Raw genomic sequence first — 15,265 nt, forward strand, 5'->3', positions numbered from 1 at the left:
GGGACGCGTTCGCCGTGTCTGTGGTTCCGGCCCCTCGTACGTGACCCCCGTCACCTCTGCGTTTGCACCCTGTGAAGCCGGGCAGGCGCGAGCCCGGAGCGGAACCCGGTACGGGATTCAACAAAAGGATCCCCGTACACGACGGGCCCGCGGGCCGATCCCGCCCGCTCCACGGCCCAACCACGCGGGGGTGGCGGGGGCCGTTTTCGTTGCTACCCGTGAGGTTCATGTGTCCAGGCTCCAGGCAGACCACCTGTTCAAGGTGTTCGGCAGACGACCCGACGAAGCGGTCCGCAGGCTCGCCGCCGGCGAGACCGACCGCGAGGAGCTGCGCGCCGAGGGGACGACAGCAGCCGTCGTGGACGCCGGTTTCACCGTCGAGCCCGGACAGATCTTCGTCGTGATGGGGCTCTCCGGGTCCGGCAAGTCGACCCTTCTCCGTATGCTCAACGGCCTGCTCGAACCCACCGCCGGCCGGGTCCTCTTCGACGGCCGTGACCTCACGGCGCTGTCCCCCCGCGATCTGCGCACGGTCCGCTCCACCAAGATCAGCATGGTCTTCCAGCACTTCGCGCTGTTCCCGCACCGGAACGTTCTGGAGAACGCCGCCTACGGCCTGGAGGTCCAGGGCGTCCCGCGCGCCGAGCGTGAGACCCGTGCCGCCGAGGCCCTCGAACTGTGCGGGCTCTCCGGCTGGGAGAAGTCCTGGCCCGACGAGCTGTCCGGCGGCATGCAGCAGCGCGTCGGCCTGGCCCGCGCGCTCGCGACCGACGCCGATCTGCTCCTCATGGACGAGTCCTTCAGCGCGCTGGACCCGCTGATCCGCCGCGACATGCAGGACCAGCTGCTCGTCCTCCAGCAGCGGCTGAAGAAGACCATCGTCTTCATCACCCACGACCTCAACGAGGCCATGCGCCTCGGCGACCGGATCGCCGTCATGCGCGACGGCAGGATCGTGCAGCTCGGCACCGCCGAGGACATCCTGGTCCGCCCCGCCGACGACTACGTCGCCTCCTTCATCCAGGACGTGGACCGCTCCCGGGTGCTCACCGCCTCCGCCGTCATGACGGGCGGCGCCACCCCGGCGGACTGCCCCGCCGGCTGCGGCTGCCGACCGGTCGGGCCGGACACCCTCGTCGCCGACCTGTGCGCCGTCGCCGCGCGCGCCCCGCACCCCGTCACCGTCCAGGACTCCGACGGCTCCGTCCTCGGAGTCGTACCGACGGAGCGCCTGCTCGCCGTCATGGGCGGACTCGGCGCGAGGGACGCCGGTGACCCGGCCGACGCGAAGACCGGCACCGAGACCGGCGGCAAGGCCGGCCCGGAGACCGGCGGCAAGGCCGACTCCCTGGCAGCCGCCCAGCCGAAGAAGGAGCTGACCGCCCGTGCCTAGGCTTCCCCTCGGCGAGTGGGTCGACAGCTCCGTCGACTGGCTCCAGGCCCAGTTCTCCTGGCTCTTCGATGCCGTCAGCACCGGCGTGACGGGCCTCTACGACGGCATCGACGCCGTCCTGTCCGCACCCCAGCCGCTGCTCTTCGCCGGCATCCTCGCCGTCGTCGCCTGGTGGCTGCGCGGGCTCGCCCCCGGTGTGCTCGCCTTCGCCGGGTTCGCGCTCGTCGACTCGGTCCAGCTGTGGGACGAGGCCATGGCGACCCTGTCGCTGGTTCTCGTCGCCACGCTGGTGACGCTGGTGATCGCCGTACCGCTCGGCATCTGGGCGGCCCGCTCGAAGACCGTCAGTGCCGTTCTCCGGCCGGTCCTCGACTTCATGCAGACCATGCCGGCGATGGTCTACCTCATCCCGGGCATCATCTTCTTCGGTGTCGGTGTCGTCCCGGGCATCATCGCCACCATCGTCTTCGCGCTGCCCCCGGGCGTCCGCATGACCGAGCTGGGCATCCGGCAGGTCGACGGTGAACTCGTCGAGGCCGCCGAGGCGTTCGGCACCACCCCGCGCAACACGCTGCTGCGCGTGCAGCTCCCGCTGGCCCTGCCGACGATCATGGCCGGCGTCAACCAGGTGATCATGCTCGGCCTGTCCATGGTCGTCATCGCCGGCATGGTCGGCGGCGGCGGGCTCGGAGGCGCCGTCTACCGCGCCATCGGCAACGTCGACATCGGCCTCGGCTTCGAGGCCGGCGTCTCCATCGTCGTCCTCGCCATGTACCTGGACCGGATGACCGGCGCCCTCGGCCGCCAGGTCTCCCCGCTCGGTCGACGCGCCGCCGCCAAGGCCCGCGCCGCGCTGAGCGCCAAGCGTCCCGGGGCGAAGCTGTGGGCCCACCGCCCGCAGCCCGTCACCGCCCTCGTCGGTGTCGTCGTACTCGCCCTCGTCGCGGGCGGTACGGGTTTCCTCGGCGGTTCCGGTACGAGCTCCACCACCGCCTCGGGCTCCGGCGGCGGTCACGGCAAGAAGATCAGCATCGGCTACATCCCCTGGGACGAGGGCATCGCCTCCACGTACCTGTGGAAGGAACTCCTGGAGCGCCGGGGGTACGAGGTCGACACGAGGCAGCTGGAGGCCGGTGCGCTCTACACCGGCCTGGCCGGCGGCCAGCTCGACTTCCAGACCGACTCCTGGCTGCCCGTCACCCACGCCCAGTACTGGGAGAAGTACAAGAACAAGCTGGAGGACCTCGGCTCCTGGTACGGCCCCACCTCCCTGGAGCTGTCCGTCCCCTCGTACGTGAAGGGCGTCGACTCGCTCGCCGACCTCAAGGGCAAGGCCGGGCAGTTCAAGGGCCGGATCGTCGGCATCGAGCCCAGCGCCGGCATGATGGGCATCCTGAAGGACAAGGTCCTCAAGGAGTACGGCCTGGAGGGCGAGTACGAGGTCGTCGACGGCTCCACGCCCGGCATGCTCGCCGAGCTGAAGCGCGCCTACGAGCGCAAGGAACCGGTCGTCGTGACCCTCTGGTCTCCGCACTGGGCCTACTCCGCGCACGACCTGAAGAAGCTCGCCGACCCCAAGGGCTCCTGGGGCAAGGGCGACGGCGTCCACACCCTGGCCCGTAAGGGTTTCGCCGCCGAGAACCCCGAGGTCGGTGCCTGGCTGAAGAACTTCGAGCTGACCGAGAAGCAGCTCACGGATCTCGAAGCCGTCATCCAGAAGACCGGCAAGGGCAAGGAGCAGGAGGCCGTCCGCACCTGGCTGGACGGCAATCCGGGCCTCGCGGAGAAGCTCGCGCCGCAATAGCCCGGCAGTGGCCTCCGGGCTACCGACAGCGACCGGTGAACGGTTCCTGTCCGAAAAGGGGTGGTCGCCGAACGTGTTCGGCGGCCGCCCCTTTTCGTCACGACGCGAAACCCTGCCCCAAAGCTGCGTAAGGTTCAGGTAACCGCCCGGTACGGGTACGCACGAGGCACGAGGGAGGGGGCCGACATGGACGAGAAGGAATCACCACGCGTGGGCGCGGCCGTCAAGAGGCGACGCAGAGCGCTCCAGCTCACCCTGGCCGTCGTCTCCTCGCGCAGCGGTCTCTCCGTGCCCTTCCTCAGCCAGGTCGAGAACGACCGCGCGCGCCCCAGTCCCCGCTCCCTCGAACTCGTCGCCGACGCCCTGGAGACCACGGCCGCCGACCTCCTGGCCGCCGCCGAGGCCTCCCGTACCGTCGATGTCGTACGGGCCGACGAGGCCTCCCCGGCCCTGCCCCCGGGCGTACGGGCGATCGTCCGCGGCCGCCACCAGCTGCACGCCCTGGAGTTCACCGGGGAGCAGGACGCCGGCCGGGAGTTCCAGCACCGGAACGACGAGCTGCTGTACGTGGCCGACGGGGCCGCCGAGGTCGAGGCCGAGGGACGCGCGTACCGGCTGGGCCGTGGTGACACGCTCTATCTCTCCGGCGGGGTGCGCCACCGCTGGCGCGCCACCGAGGCGGGCACCCGGCTGCTCGTCGTCGCGGTCGCCGAGCACGTCGAGGCCGAGGAGGAATGAGCGCCGGGAGGGGCACGGTCAGGAGGGTCGTCTCGCTCGTGCCGTCGCTGACGGAGGCCGTCGCCGTCACCGCGCCCGGCCTGCTCGTCGGGGCCACGGACTGGTGCGCTCACCCGGTCGATCTCGACGTCGCACGGATCGGCGGCACCAAGAACCCCGATGTCCGCGCGATCACCGCGCTCCGTCCCGACCTCGTCCTCGCCAACGAGGAGGAGAACCGCGCCGCCGACCTCGCCGAGCTGCGGGCCGCCGGGCTCGACGTCCTCGTCACCGAGATCCGCACCCTCGACCAGGGCCTGCGCGAGCTGGAGCGGGTCCTCGCCGCGTGCGGCGCGCCCCGGCGGCCCCGCTGGCTCGACGAGGCCGAGGCGGCGTGGGCGGCGATCGTCCCGGAGGGGGAGTACACGGCCGTCGTGCCGATCTGGCGGCGCCCCTGGATGGTCGTGGGCCGTGACACCTTCGCCGGTGATCTGCTGGCCCGCCTCGGGGTCCGCAACCTGTACGCCGGCCACCCGGACCGCTATCCGCGGCTGCCGCTCGACGAGCTCCGCGCCGCGGCGCCCGATCTCGTCGTCCTGCCCGACGAGCCGTACCGCTTCACGCGCGACGACGGCCCCGAGGCGTTCCCCGGGACCGCCGCCGCGCTCGTCGACGGGCGTCACCTCACCTGGTACGGGCCGTCTCTCGTCGAGGCGCCGCGGGTGCTGGCGCGGGCCCTGCGAGCAGCGCACCGCTGAACAGGCCGCGGACGGTGTGGGACCCGGCCACCAGCCAGGCCGCGACGAGGACCGCGTACAGGCCGATCGCGAGCCACCGGAAGGCGGCGAGACCGGTGTGCTGGGCGAGCCCCTCGGCGCCGGTCACGCACGTCCCGACGGGGAACGTGAACGCCCAGAACGTCATCGCGAAGCCCATGCCCTGCCGTCGAGCCCGCAGCACCATCGCCCCGGCGAGGACCAGCCACAGCAGGGCGAAGCCCATGACGGGCACGCCGTAGAGGACGGCGAAGGAGGCGAAGCCGTCGGCGTACGGGGCGGGGAGCACGCCCGGGGCGACGTCGGCGAACTTGTTCGCGGCGGTCGTCGACTGGCCGAGGGGGCCGAGCACGAGGAACAGGGTGGGGGTGAGCGCGAGGGGCAGCGGGCCGCCGGTCACGAGCCGGCCGAAGACCAGCGGCAGCATGACGAGGGTCGCGAGGAGGCTGACGCCGAACATCGCCCAGCAGGCGAGGAGCAGGGTCTCCTGGGCCTGCCCGGCGGGCAGATGGGGCACGAGCAGCGGGCCGAGCGCGGCGGAGACCATGGGGGCGACGACCGGCAGCAGCCACACCGGGGACGCGTTCTCGATCTTGTGGTGCACGATCATGAGGTACGGGACACCGACCGCGGCCGCCAGACCGACGACCGTGCCGACGGTGAACAGGACGGCGTCGAGCGCGGCGGCGGCGGGGAGTCCGATCCAGTCCCGGCCCACGATCATGGCGCCGCCGCCGACCGCGAGCAGCGCCATCGAGAGACAGCCGTAGAACGGCGCCATGGCGGGGTCCAGGAGGTGGGCGCGGGCCTGGTCGCGATGGTGGATCCAGTGGGCGGTGCGGGCGGCGAGCAGGACGAGCAGCATCGCGAGGGAGAGCGTCCAGACCGCGGCGCAGGCGGGGCGGAGGCCGGGGAGGCCGAGCGGGAGCCCGGCGCCGGCGTTGGCCACGATGGCGGTGCCCATCACGGAGGCGTACCAGTTGGGTCCGAGGTGACGGACGGAGCGGGCCGGTGAGACGGCCGGCCGGGCGCCGGGGGTGGTGGCGGGGACGGCCGGAAGGGGAGGTGCGAGGCTTGCCATGGCACCACCGTCGTCCGATTCCCCGGCCCCCACCAGGGATCTTGCGGCTATGACGTCATAAGCTGGCCTTATGAGCAGCAACGGGGAGCATCGCGGGGAGTGGCACGAGGAGCAGCAGGCGGGTGGGCGCCGGGCCGAGGCGTACGGCTCCGACGTCAGGGCCCAGCTCCATCACCGGGTCCCGGATCTCGGGGCGCTCGAACTGCTCCTCGCCGTCGCCCGGCACGGGAGCCTCGGCGCCGCCGCCCGCGAGGTGGGCATCACCCAGCCCGCCGCCAGCAGCCGGATCCGCTCGATGGAGCGGCAGCTCGGCGTGGCCCTGGTGGACCGTTCGCCGCGCGGCTCACGGCTCACCGACGCGGGCGCGCTCGTCACCGACTGGGCGCGGCGGATCGTCGAGGCGGCCGAGGCCTTCGACGCGGGCGCCCAGGCGCTGCGCGGGCGCAGGGACTCCCGGCTGCGGGTGGCCGCGTCGATGACGATCGCCGAGTACCTGCTGCCCGGCTGGCTGATCGCGTTGCGCGCGGAACGCCCCGACACCGCGGTGTCGCTCCAGGCCGGAAACTCGGCGGTCGTCGCGGAACGGCTCCTCGCGAACGAGGCGGACATGGGTTTCGTGGAGGGCCTCGCGGTGCCGGACGGCCTCGACGGCGTGGTCGTCGCGCACGACCGGCTCATGATCGTCGCGGCGCCCTCGCACCCGTGGGCCCGCCGCCGGGGTCCGCTGGGCCTGGCGGAGCTGGCGGCGACCCCGCTGGTCCTGCGCGAACGGGGCTCGGGCACCCGGCAGGTCCTGGACGCGGCGCTCGCGGACCACGGCGGGCTCGCGCGGCCCCTCCTCGAACTCGCCTCCACGACGGCGGTGAAGGCCGCCGCGGTCAGCGGGGCCGGGCCGGCCGTTCTCAGCGAACTGGCGATCGCCGAGGAACTGGCCTCGCGGCGGCTGGTGGCCATCCCCGTCGAGGGGGTCGAGCTGCGCCGCGACCTCCGCGCGGTCTGGCCCACCGGCCACCGCCCGACCGGCCCGGCCCGCGACCTGCTCTCCCTGACCCGCGCCCGCCCGGCGGGCTGAACGGCGGGCACTCGGCGGGCGGGTCGGAGGGCTGAACGGCGGGCACTCGACGGGCGGGTCGGTGGCCTGATCGGCGGGCCTTTCGTCGGCCGCTCGGAGGCCTGATCGGCGGGCCTTTCGTCGGGCCCTCGGTGGCCGCCGGGCCTTTCGTCGGGCCCTCGACGGACTGATCTGCAGGCCCTTCGTCTCGCCTCTCGGCGGACTGATCGTCGGGCCTCTCGGTCGGGCCCGTCGGCGGACCGAACGGCAGGTGTGGCTCAGACCCCCGCCGCCCGGTGGGTGATCCGTCCGTCCAGGACCGTCAGCAGGACCGGCAGGTCCGGCAGGTCCTTCGCCGGTGTGGTGAGCGGGTTGTTCCCGAAGGCGGTCAGGTCGGCGCGGAAGCCCGGCGCGAGACGGCCCGCCTCGTGTTCCTCGCCCGCCGCGTACGCCGCCGCCGTCGTCATGCCCCGCAGCGCCTCCAGCGCCGTCAGCGCCTGCTCGGGGCCGTGCGGCGCCTGCCCGAGGTCGCGGCTCGGGCGACGGTGCCGTGCGCCGGCCATCACGCCGAGCGGCGGGAACGGCGCGATCGGCCAGTCGGAGCCGAGGACCACGGTGGCCCCGGAGTCCGCCAGGTCGCGGCAGCGCCACGCGCGCGAGGCGCGCTCCTCGCCCAGGCGGCGCGACCAGTTGTCGGTGTGGTCGGCCCGGGTGAAGTCGCAGCAGTGCGTGGGCTGCATGGAGGCGAGCACGCCCAGCTCCGCGAAGCGGCGCAGCGTGTCGTCGGGGACCGTCTCGATGTGCTCGACCCGGTGCCGGACCTCGCTCCCGCCGCCCGCGCGCGCCTTCTGGACCGCGTCGAGCACGTGCCGCACGGCCGCGTCGCCGATGGCGTGCGTCGCGGTCGCGATCCCGGCCCGGTGCAGTTCCCCGATGATGTGGGTGTACGCGTCCGGGTCCGGCCAGAACGCGTGCGTGGACTCGCCGTGGCAGTCGGGTCGCTCCAGCCACGCGGTGCCGTTGTCGATGGTCCCGTCCATGAAGAGCTTCACGCCCGCGACCTGCCACAGGGCGCCGCCCGTGCCCTGCCGCGCGATGAGGTCCCGTACGCCGTCCGCGTCCGTGCCGGGCTGGCACCAGGGCGCCACCCGGAGCCGCAGCGCCAGCTCACCGGCCGCGTCGAGCTCCCCGTACAGTGCGAGGCTCTCGCCGTTCGCGTCCATGGCGTGACCGCCGGTGAGTCCGGCCGCCGCCATGGACCGCAGCGCCGTCGCGAGCCGCTCCCGGCTCTCCTCGGGCGTCGGGCGCGGGGCGACCCGCTCGACGAGTTCGCAGGCGGCGTCCTCCTGGAGGAGTCCGGTCGGGCGCCCGTCGGCGTCGCAGACGACCTCGGCGGAGGCCTGGTCGAAGGTGCGGGGCCCGTCGACCCCGGTGAGTTCGAGCGCGCGCCGGCTGGCCAGCGCCGAGTGGGCGTCGAAGAGCAGCAGGAACGCCGGGATCCCGTCGAGGACCGGGTCGAAGGGGGCGATGCCGACGGGGCGGTCGCCGAAGACGTTGGGATCGAGTCCCCAGCCGAAGAGCCAGTCGCCCCGGCCGAGGTCGCGGACCTCGCGGGCGAGGGCCTCGCGCACGTCGTCGAGGTCCGCGCAGTACGACAGGTCGAGGCCGTGGGTGAGTTCGGCGCCGGACACCGGGTGCAGGTGCCCGTCGACGAGGCCGGGGGTGACGACGGCGCCCTTCAGGTCCACGACGGTGGTGGCGGGCCCGGCGAGCGCGCGGATCTCGCGGTCGTCGCCCAGCGCGGCGATCCGGCCGTCGTCGGAGACGGCGAGTGCGGTCTCGGGCAGGAACGCCCCCGTGCCGGGGTCGAGCAGACGGGCGGAGAGCAGGACGAGTCGGGTGCGCACGGGTGGCTCCAGGGCTCCAGGAAGGGACGGGTGCGGAGGCCCGCGGGTGGCCTCGGCGAGGGGGTGGGTCAGGTGGCCCGCGGTGGCCTGGGTGAAGGGCGGTCAGGCGGGCTCGGCCGGCGGCGGTACGTCGGTCAGCGCGCCGTGCGGCAGTCCGAGTTCGCGTTCCGCCGTGGTCAGGGCCATCCGGGTCACGGCCTCCGGCCGGTCGGTCCGGTCGGAGTTGGCGTGGGCGCCGAGGCCGTCGAGCACCACCAGGATCTGGATGGCGGTGGCGCGCGGGTCGTCCGTGCGGAACTCGCCGCGTGCGACGCCCTCGTGGATGAGCTGTTCCAGGCGGTCGTCGGAGGCGAGCTCCTGTTCGGTGACCCGGTCGCGCAACACGGGCCGGTAGCGGCTGAGGTGCCGGGCGTTGATCCAGAGGCGGCTGATGTCGTCGTACGCCTCGCCCGCCGAGAGGGCGAAGTAGCGGGCGAGCCACTGCGTGGGGGTCCCGTGCGGGCGCTCCGCGGGCAGCAGCGCGTCGAGCTCGCCGGTGGCGGCCACGCTGAACGCCTCGCCCACCAGGTCCTCCGCCGAGGGGAAGTAGTGGCTGATCAGACCGGGTCGTACGGCGAGCTCCTCGGCGATCCGCCGCAGGGTGACGCACTCGAGCCCCTCGGTCAGGGCCACGCGTGCGGCGGTCTCCACGATCTCCGCCCGCCGGGCTTCGGGTGTTTTCCGAACTCTCTTGCGCTGGACGCTTGACGACATAACCGTGATGCTATTGAGTGTGCGACCAATAAGCAACCAGGTGGGCACCACACGCATCCGGAGGGCCGCATGGCTTCCACGATCCCCGACCCGCTCCCCGGCCCTCAGGGCGCGCAGGCCGCCTTGCAGGACACCGATCGGCCGGGCCGTATCGAGGCGCACGGCATCGACCACATCCCCGAGTCCGAGCGCCACGGCCACCCCCGTGAGCTCTTCTCCGTATGGGCGGCGGCGAACGTCAACTACCTCAGCCTGGTCATCGGCGGAGCCCTCGTCCTGATGGGCCTGAACCTCTGGCAGGCCGTCGCCGTGACCGTCGTGGGCAACCTTTTCTGGCTGCTCCCCGGCCTCCTCGCCACCTCGGGACCGGCCGCCGGCGCGCCCAGCGAGGTGATCACCCGGGCCGTCTACGGCGTCCTCGGCAACCGCGTGAACAACGCGGTCGGCGGCTGGCTGGTCTCCGTCTGCTACTTCGCGCTCAACCTGGCCGCCGCGGCCACCGCCGCCTTCGCGCTCGTCGAGAAGGCGGGCATCACGGCCGACACCCCCGTCAAGGTGGCCGTCATCGTGGTCATCGCCGCGCTCACGCTGATCATCAGCGTTTACGGGCACGGCCTGATCATCAGGCTGTACCTGCCGATCACCCTGGTCCTCGCCGGGGCCTTCACCGTCGTCGCGTTCGCCGTCCTGCGGCACGCCGACTTCTCGTACGCCCCCGCCGAGCAGCCCGGCGGAGTCGAACTCTGGGCCCTGCTCCTCGCCGGCACCACGATGATCGCCTCGGGCCCGCTCTCGTACACCACGAGCGCCGACTTCTCCCGCTACCTGCCCCGCACCGCCTCGAAGAAGGCGATCATCGGCTGGAACGCGCTCGGGGCCTTCCTGCCCAGCGTCGTCGTCTGCTCGCTCGGCGCCTTCGCCGCCACCGCCGTCGACATGACCGACCCGCAGACCGCGCTCCAGGAGCTCCTGCCCGGCTGGTTCGTCCCGGTCTTCCTGCTCGCCCTGGTCCTCGGCACCATCTCCATCAACGCCCTGACCGCGTACAGCGCCGGACTCGCGCTCCAGGCCGTCGGCCTCCGCGTCCGGCGATCCGTCAGCGTCCTCTTCGACGGGGCCGTCGCCGTCGCCCTCACCCTCTACGGGCTGCTCGTCTCCAACTTCCTCGACACCGTCAGCAACGCCCTCCAGGTGATCACCGTCCTGATCGGCCCCCTGATGGCGGTCTACGCCACCGACGTCCTGCTCCGCCGCTGCCGCTACGACGGCCTCGCGCTCTCGGACGAGACCCCCGGCAGCCCCTTCTGGTACACCGCCGGCGTCAACCCGGCCGGTGCCCTCGCGCTCGTCGTCGGCGTCACCGCGGCGGCCCTCTGCGTCAACACCCTCTACACGGGCCCGATCGCCGCCGCCCTCGGCGGCGTCGACCTCTCCCTCCCCGTCGGCATGGTCGTCGCCGCCGCGCTCTACGCCCTCCTGATGCGCAAGGACCGCACCCTGCTCGCCGCCCGGGCGGAGGCGTGAGCAGCCCCCGCCGTTCGACCCTCCGGATCACCGGGGACACGCCCCGCCGGCGCGGAGAGGACCGCGGCCGGCAGGCACGCGCCGGCATCACGCGCGCGTGGCAGGTGTACGAGGAGCTCTTCGCGACCGTCGCCGCCGGAAACGCCCGTTCGCTCGACGTACCCGCCCTCGCCCTCCGCACCGTCCGGGCGGCCCGGGCCTGGGCGCCGGAGCTCGTCGCGGAGATGGAGGGAGTCGCCGAGGGCGCCGGAGTGCCGTTCTGGACGATCGCCGCGCTCAACGCCCGCACCGAGATCCTCGCCGAGGCCGGCGCGCCCCGCGCGGGCGAGTGCTCGACTCTCGTCCGCGGCGGCCCCCGGACCACCGGCGGTCAGTGCTGGGACTGGCACCGGGAACTCGCCGACGCCTGGCACCTCCAGACCGTGGCCGGGGACGCCCAGGGCTTCGCCGGGATCACCGAGCACGGCATCCTCGCGAAGATCGGCGTCAACGAAGCCGGTGTGGGCGTGCTCTTCAACATCCTCGGCCACGCGGACGACGCCGCGACCGGCGTGCCCGTCCATCTGGTCGCCCGTCAGGTGCTCGGCACCGCCGGATCGTTCGCCGAGGCGGTCGGCATGCTGACCGGCGCCCCCGTCTCGGCCTCCACGGTCATCACCGTGGTGACCGGGGACCGGGCCGCGTCCGTGGAACTCGCCCCGGCCGGCTCGGCCGTGGTCGCCCCGGACGACCGGGGCTGGCTGGTGCGCACCAACCACTTCCTCGCCCCGGCCCTGGCCGCGGGGGAACTGCGCGGCCGCCGGGAGCCGGAGACGTACGACCGCCACCGGCTCCTCACGGCACGCGTGCTCACGCACGACGGCGGCCGCGGCACCGACGCGTCCGACGCCGTTGCGCTCGGCCCGGACACGCTCGTCCGCCTCCTCACCGCCCATCGGGACGACGGTGCCGAGGTGTGCTGCCACGCCCCGGCCGAAGGCAGCCTCGGCAGCCGGTGGGCGACCCTCGCCACCGTGGCCGTCGACCCGGCCGAGCGGTGCCTGACGGTGCACGACGGAGGCCCCTGCTCGGCGGGACCGGAGACCTGGACCGCGCTGACCGCGCCCCGGCGCTGAGGCGGGGCGCCCCGCCACCGGGAACCGGTGGCGCGCGGGGACCTTCAGCCCCGGCGTGCTCCCGCCGCCTCGACCAGGCCCCGCATCACCCGCAGGTCCTCGCCCATCTCCGGATGCCACTGGACCCCCAGGGCCCAGGCCGGGTCGGCCAGCTCGACCGCCTCCACCGTGCCGTCCTCCGCGTGGGCGGAGACAGCGAGCCCCGCGCCCAGCCGGTCCACGGCCTGGTGGTGGTAGGTCGGCACCTCGGTGAGCTCGGGCACGAGGGAGGCGTACCGGCTCCCCGGCACCGGCTTCACCGCGTGCCGGCCGATCACCCCGACCGCCTCGACGTGCCCGTCCAGGTGCTGGATCAGGGTCCCGCCCCGGGCCACGTTCAGGAGCTGCATGCCCCGGCAGATGCCGAGCAGCGGGGTCCCCGAGGCGATGGCCGCGTCGATCAGGGCCAGCTCCCAGCCGTCCCGCTCCCGGGCCGGCGGGCCGCTGCGGGAGTCGGGCTCGGCCCCGTACCGTACGGGCTCCACGTCCGCCCCGCCGGCGATCACCAGTCCGTCGAGCCGGGCCACGACCGCCGCGGCGGCCTCCGGCGCGTCCGGCGGCAGCATCACCGCGATCCCCCCGCTCTCCTGGACGAGCCGGGGGTACGGCGCGGGGAGCAGCGCGGCCCGCATGTCCCACACGCCCCAGCGGGCCTGGTCCAGATAGGTGGTCACGCCGATGAGCGGCTTGGACACGGAACGTCCTCCGGGAGAGCGGTGTACGGGAGCGGGTGAACGGGACGGGGGTGCGGGGAGTGTGGGGGACCGGGTGCGGACGGTCAGTCGCGCGCGAGCTCGGCCTCGGCGGCCGCGAGCGCGGCGAACTCCTCCTCGGGCGCCCTGGCCACCAGATGGTGTCGACTGTAGAACGCGAAGTAGGCGAGGGCGATCGCGTACACCCCGAGTGCCATGAACGCCGCCGTCCGGTCCACCAGGAACGTCGCGACGAGGGCCGAAAGGGCCAGGACGAACGCCACCGACGAGGTGACGATTCCGCCGGGCGTGCGGTACGGCCGGTGCAGGCCCGGTTCGCGGCGCCGCAGCACGATGTGGGAGAGCGCCATCAGGGCGTACGAGATGGTGGCGCCGAACACGGCGATGTTGAGCATCCGGGCCCCGTCCCCGGTCCCGGCGGCGAGCGCGAAGCCGATCGCGCCCGGGATCAGGAGTCCCAGGTACGGCGACTTGCGGCGGCTGGTGAGGGAGAGGAAGCGGGGCAGGTAGCCCGCCCGGGAGAGGGCGAACAGCTGGCGCGAGCCGGCGTAGATGAGGGAGAAGAAGGAGGCGACCAGGCCGGCGAGGCCCGCGTAGTTCACGAAACGGCTGAGCGCGGTCGGCTCCCCGTCGCCCTGGAGCGCCACGACCAGCGGGTTTCCCGCCTCCTGTACGGCGGCCGCGCCGCGCGCCCCGGTCGCGGCGAAGAAGGTCATCACGGCGAGCAGCACCAGGATGCCCATGGAGATCGCGAGCGCCTTCGGCATCGACCGCACCGGGTCCTTCGCCTCCTCGGCGGCGAGCGGCACACCCTCCACGCCGAGGAAGAACCACATGCCGAAGGGGAACGCCGCCCAGATCCCCAGCAGACCGAACGGCAGCCAGGAGTTGGCCCCGAAGGCCTCGCCGTCGACCGGGATGTCGTTCAGTCCGTCGACGTGGAAGTCGGTGAGGGCGCCGAGCGCGAAGACGACGAGGGCCGCGACCGCGATGGCCGTCACGATCAGGCTGAAGCGCAGGGCCTCGCCCACGCCCCACAGGTGGATCCCGATGAAGAGCGCGAAGCAGACCAGATAGACGGGCCAGCCCGACTCCAGGCCGAAGAGGCCGAGGGACTCGACGTAGTCGCCGATGAAGATGGAGATCGCGGCGGGCGCGAGGATGTACTCGATGAGGATCGCGGTGCCGGTGAGGAACCCGCCCCAGGTGCCGAGGGCCCGGCGGGCGAAGCCGTAACCGCCGCCCGCGGTGGGCAGGATGGCGGAGAGTTCGGCGAGGGCGAAGACCAGACAGGCGTACATCGCGCCCATCAGGACCGTGGCGATGGCGAGTCCGCCGAAGCCGCCCTTGGAGAGGCCGATGTTCCAGCCGGAGAAGTCCCCGGAGACGACGTAGGCGACGCCGAGCCCGGTGAGCAGCAGCCACCCGGCGCTGCCGCGGCGCAGTGCGCGGCGCTCCAGATAGTCGTCCTGCGGTGGGGTGGTGCCTCCGGAGCTCCCGGTGGTTTCTTCGAGCGTCATGGCAGCGTCAGCTCCCCGCAACAGGCCCAATGGATTGGAGCCATACCTTTGCGGTGCTGACGGGAGAGCGCAACCCCCGTGCGTTACTTTCGGGTTACGTACCCGGGGACGCCCGTCTCATGTCAGGAACCCCCGCAGCAGCGCCGCCGTCCCGGAGCAGTGCTCCCGCATCACCTCGCGCGCCGCGTCCGCGTCCCCGTCCAGGACCGCCTCCACCAGGGCGGTGTGCTGGTGCTGGGAGTGCTCCAGGTTGCGCACGAGCAGCGGGATGCAGTCGAGCAGGTCGTTCACGGTCGCCCGGACGGCGGCGTACTGCGCGGTGAGCGACGGCGAGCCGGAGAGCTCGGCCAGGGTGAGGTGGAGCAGGGTGTCCTGACGGCGGTAGTCGGCCAGCGGGGCGTCATGGGTGGCCGCCACGGCCGTCCGCAGCCGCTCGGCGCCCGCCGCGTCGAGACCGTGGGCCGCACAGAGCCCGGCGGCCCCGACCTCCAGGACCTCCCGGAAGCGCAGGGTGTCCTCCATGTCGACGGTGGCGATCCGGCGGCGCAGCTCGTCCTCGTCGGCGGTCTGGACGCGGGGGAGTACGAACGTTCCGCCGTAGCGGCCGCGCCGGCTCTCCACGAGGCCCTGTTCCTGGAGGACCTTGAGGACCTCGCGCAGGGTCACCCGGCTGATCCCCATCCGGTCGGCCAGCTCCCGCTCGGCGGGCAGCCGCTCCCCGTCGGGCACGAGTCCGAGCCGTACGACCTGGAGGATCTGCTCCAGGGCCTCCTCGAAGCCGTTGCCCGCCCGGACCGGCCGCAGCACGGGCGTCAGCCGGTCCGCCGATTCACTCGTACTGGCCACGTTGTCGATTCCCTCTCGTCAGCACT

At 73.3% G+C, this 15,265-nt stretch carries 13 protein-coding genes; 7 read left to right on the forward strand and 6 right to left on the reverse strand.

Going from position 1 to position 15,265, the window contains the following annotated elements; all coding sequences use genetic code 11:
• Nucleotides 1-229: 229 nt before the first annotated feature.
• From IF00_RS0108790 to IF00_RS0108805, 4 genes are all read left to right on the forward strand, one after another.
• Nucleotides 230-1,393 (forward strand): quaternary amine ABC transporter ATP-binding protein, encoded by a 1,164-nt coding sequence (locus tag IF00_RS0108790; protein WP_245234464.1) that lies wholly within the window; start codon nt 230-232, stop codon nt 1,391-1,393.
• Nucleotides 1,386-3,197, forward strand: a complete 1,812-nt coding sequence (locus tag IF00_RS0108795) for an ABC transporter permease/substrate binding protein (RefSeq protein ID WP_030316043.1) — start codon at nt 1,386-1,388, stop codon at nt 3,195-3,197. The genes IF00_RS0108790 and IF00_RS0108795 overlap by 8 nt, the downstream gene beginning before the upstream one ends.
• Nucleotides 3,198-3,383: 186 nt before the next feature.
• Entirely contained in the window at nt 3,384-3,935 is a 552-nt protein-coding gene (locus IF00_RS0108800) for a helix-turn-helix domain-containing protein (RefSeq protein ID WP_030316046.1), read from the forward strand.
• Entirely contained in the window at nt 3,932-4,672 is a 741-nt protein-coding gene (locus IF00_RS0108805) for a helical backbone metal receptor (RefSeq protein ID WP_030316048.1), read from the forward strand. Before IF00_RS0108800 ends, IF00_RS0108805 begins: the two co-directional genes overlap by 4 nt.
• Here IF00_RS0108805 and IF00_RS0108810 read toward each other — a convergent pair.
• Complete coding sequence (locus IF00_RS0108810; RefSeq protein ID WP_030316049.1) at nt 4,599-5,771, reverse strand: TDT family transporter; 1,173 nt, start codon at nt 5,769-5,771, stop codon at nt 4,599-4,601. The genes IF00_RS0108805 and IF00_RS0108810 overlap by 74 nt on opposite strands.
• A gap of 70 nt (nt 5,772-5,841) precedes the next feature.
• Here IF00_RS0108810 and IF00_RS0108815 point away from each other — a divergent pair, with 70 nt between their 5' ends.
• Complete coding sequence (locus IF00_RS0108815) at nt 5,842-6,843, forward strand: LysR family transcriptional regulator (RefSeq protein ID WP_030316051.1); 1,002 nt, start codon at nt 5,842-5,844, stop codon at nt 6,841-6,843.
• Nucleotides 6,844-7,100: 257 nt separating this feature from the next.
• On the opposite strand, the gene IF00_RS0108820 is transcribed toward IF00_RS0108815, so the two are convergent.
• A complete protein-coding gene (locus tag IF00_RS0108820; protein ID WP_030316053.1) occupies nt 7,101-8,729 on the reverse strand; it encodes an amidohydrolase in 1,629 nt (542 codons plus the stop codon).
• Between the two features lie 102 nt (nt 8,730-8,831).
• Nucleotides 8,832-9,482 (reverse strand): TetR/AcrR family transcriptional regulator, encoded by a 651-nt coding sequence (locus IF00_RS0108825; protein WP_030316055.1) that lies wholly within the window; start codon nt 9,480-9,482, stop codon nt 8,832-8,834.
• Nucleotides 9,483-9,551: 69 nt separating this feature from the next.
• On the opposite strand from IF00_RS0108825, the gene IF00_RS0108830 reads away from it, so the two are divergent.
• Together IF00_RS0108830 and IF00_RS0108835 are read left to right on the forward strand one after the other, a co-directional pair.
• A complete protein-coding gene (locus tag IF00_RS0108830; protein WP_030316057.1) occupies nt 9,552-11,006 on the forward strand; it encodes a purine-cytosine permease family protein in 1,455 nt (484 codons plus the stop codon).
• Complete coding sequence (locus IF00_RS0108835) at nt 11,003-12,121, forward strand: C45 family autoproteolytic acyltransferase/hydrolase (protein ID WP_051820001.1); 1,119 nt, start codon at nt 11,003-11,005, stop codon at nt 12,119-12,121. The genes IF00_RS0108830 and IF00_RS0108835 overlap by 4 nt, the downstream gene beginning before the upstream one ends.
• Before the next feature lie 44 nt (nt 12,122-12,165).
• Here IF00_RS0108835 and IF00_RS0108840 read toward each other — a convergent pair whose 3' ends face one another.
• The 3 genes from IF00_RS0108840 to IF00_RS0108850 all read right to left on the reverse strand — a co-directional run bounded on the left by IF00_RS0108840 (nt 12,166) and on the right by IF00_RS0108850 (nt 15,239).
• Complete coding sequence (locus tag IF00_RS0108840) at nt 12,166-12,855, reverse strand: gamma-glutamyl-gamma-aminobutyrate hydrolase family protein (protein ID WP_030316061.1); 690 nt, start codon at nt 12,853-12,855, stop codon at nt 12,166-12,168.
• An 83-nt stretch (nt 12,856-12,938) separates the two neighbouring features.
• Nucleotides 12,939-14,393 carry an ethanolamine permease gene (eat, locus tag IF00_RS0108845; protein WP_030316063.1) on the reverse strand — a complete coding sequence of 485 codons (1,455 nt, stop codon included), beginning with the start codon at nt 14,391-14,393 and terminating at the stop codon, nt 12,939-12,941.
• Nucleotides 14,394-14,510: 117 nt separating this feature from the next.
• Nucleotides 14,511-15,239: a FadR/GntR family transcriptional regulator gene (locus tag IF00_RS0108850; protein ID WP_030316064.1), complete on the reverse strand. Its 729-nt coding sequence runs from the start codon at nt 15,237-15,239 to the stop codon at nt 14,511-14,513.
• Between the last annotated feature and the right edge of the window lie 26 nt (nt 15,240-15,265).

This window comes from Streptomyces flavochromogenes, assembly GCF_000717595.1.
GTDB lineage: Bacteria > Actinomycetota > Actinomycetes > Streptomycetales > Streptomycetaceae > Streptomyces > Streptomyces flavochromogenes.

Excerpts from the sequence above, each read along its gene's own strand:
- IF00_RS0108800 (WP_030316046.1), top strand. The coding sequence starts at position 3,384 with ATGGACGAGAAGGAATCACCACGCGTGGGCGCGGCCGTCAAGAGGCGA.
- IF00_RS0108830 (WP_030316057.1), top strand. The coding sequence starts at position 9,552 with ATGGCTTCCACGATCCCCGACCCGCTCCCCGGCCCTCAGGGCGCGCAG.
- IF00_RS0108805 (WP_030316048.1), top strand. The coding sequence starts at position 3,932 with ATGAGCGCCGGGAGGGGCACGGTCAGGAGGGTCGTCTCGCTCGTGCCG.
- IF00_RS0108810 (WP_030316049.1), bottom strand. The coding sequence starts at position 5,771 with ATGGCAAGCCTCGCACCTCCCCTTCCGGCCGTCCCCGCCACCACCCCC.
- eat (WP_030316063.1), bottom strand. The coding sequence starts at position 14,393 with ATGACGCTCGAAGAAACCACCGGGAGCTCCGGAGGCACCACCCCACCG.
- IF00_RS0108825 (WP_030316055.1), bottom strand. The coding sequence starts at position 9,482 with ATGTCGTCAAGCGTCCAGCGCAAGAGAGTTCGGAAAACACCCGAAGCC.
- IF00_RS0108815 (WP_030316051.1), top strand. The coding sequence starts at position 5,842 with ATGAGCAGCAACGGGGAGCATCGCGGGGAGTGGCACGAGGAGCAGCAG.